Below are 1,658 nucleotides of genomic sequence, written 5' to 3'. Positions count from 1 at the left end.
TCCTGCACGCCTCCATCTCCTTCGACGCCGGCGTCACCATCCTCTACGGCGCCCTCACCACCGGCGGCCAGGTCCGACTCGCAGCACTCGACGAACACCTCCCGACCACCCTCACCAACGAACCACTCACCCTCTTCAAGGCCACACCCAGCGGCCTCGCCTACGCGGACGCGCTCTCCGAGAGCCATGTCCCGACCGGCCGACTGATGCTCGGCGGGGAGGCTCTGCCCTCCACGCTCCTGGAACGGTGGCGCCGCGAGCACCCGGGCGTCGCGATCGTGAACCACTACGGGCCGACCGAGACCACCGTCGCGTGCACCGATCATCTCCTCAGGGCCGACGACCACGGTCCGGTGGTGCCGATCGGGCGGCCGATGTGGAACACCCGCGCCTACGTCCTGGACACCGCACTGCGCCCCGTCCCCGCCGGCGTCCCGGGCGAGCTCTACATCGCCGGCGCTCAGCTCGCCCGCGGCTACCTCCACCGCCCCGCCCTCACCGCCGAACGCTTCACCGCCGACCCCTACGGCCCGTCCGGGAGCCGGATGTACCGCACCGGCGACCTCGCCCGCTGGAACCACCACGGCGAACTCGAATACCTCGGCCGCACCGACGACCAGGTCAAGATCCGCGGCTACCGCATCGAACTCGGCGAAATCGAAGCCGCATTGGCCGCACACCCGGCCATCGCCCGCGCAAGCGTCATCGTCCGCGAAGACCTGCCCGGCGACAAGCGCCTCGTCGGCTACGTCGTCCCCGCCTCCGACTTCGACCCGGCCACGCTCCGTACCCACCTGGCCGACACACTCCCGGAGTACATGGTCCCGGCCGCGATCGTCACCCTCGACGCGCTGCCGATGACCGTCAACGGCAAGCTCGACCGCCGCGCCCTGCCCGCCCCCGACTTCACCGCCGACACCGACACCGCCTACCGGGCACCCGTCACGACACGGGAGACGGTGATCTGCGAGGTGTTCGCCGAAGTCCTGGGCCTGCCGCAGGTCGGCGCCGACGACGACTTCTTCGCGCTGGGCGGTCACTCCCTGCTCGCCGTCACGCTGGTGGAGCGGCTGCGCTCGCGGGGCGTCCCGGTGAACGTCCGTACCCTGTTCACCGCCCCGACGGTGGCCCGGCTGGCGGCGGCCGCCGACACCGGCGCGGTGGTGGTCCCGCCGAACCTGATCCCGGCCGACGCCCGGGAGATCACCCCCGCGATGCTGCCACTCATCGAGCTGACCACCGAGGAGATCGCGCGGATCACCGCGGCATTCCCCGGCGGCGCGGCCGACATCGCGGACATCTACCCGCTCGCCCCGCTCCAGGAAGGCATCTTCTTCCACCACCTGATCTCCACCGGCGCGGGCGGCGAGGACACCTACGTCACGCCGACGATGCTCACCTTCGACTCGCGCGAGCGGCTGGACATCTTCCTCGGCGCACTGCAGCGGGTGATCGACCGCCACGACATCCTGCGTACCGCCTTCCTCTGGGAGGGCCTGCCCGAACCCGTCCAGGTCGTCGCCCGCCACGCCCAACTCCCCGTCCACCAGCACGAGATCACCAGCGACGACGCCAAGGCCGAACTCACCGCAGCCTGCCCCGCCACCATGGACCTCACCCTGGCACCGCTGCTCCGCGCCCACATCGCCGCCGAACCC

Annotated in this window: 1 protein-coding gene; it reads left to right on the top strand. The window is 71.4% G+C overall.

Features of this window, described 5'->3' with window-relative positions:
* Window positions 1-1,658: AMP-binding protein (locus ACIOJE_RS41260; protein WP_400783841.1), on the top strand; the 1,658-nt coding region annotated here is incomplete at both ends.

The sequence above is a fragment of the Kitasatospora sp. NPDC087861 genome (genome assembly GCF_044742585.1).
Taxonomy (GTDB): Bacteria; Actinomycetota; Actinomycetes; order Streptomycetales; family Streptomycetaceae; genus Kitasatospora.
This window is presented reverse-complemented; position numbering and strand designations above follow the sequence as displayed.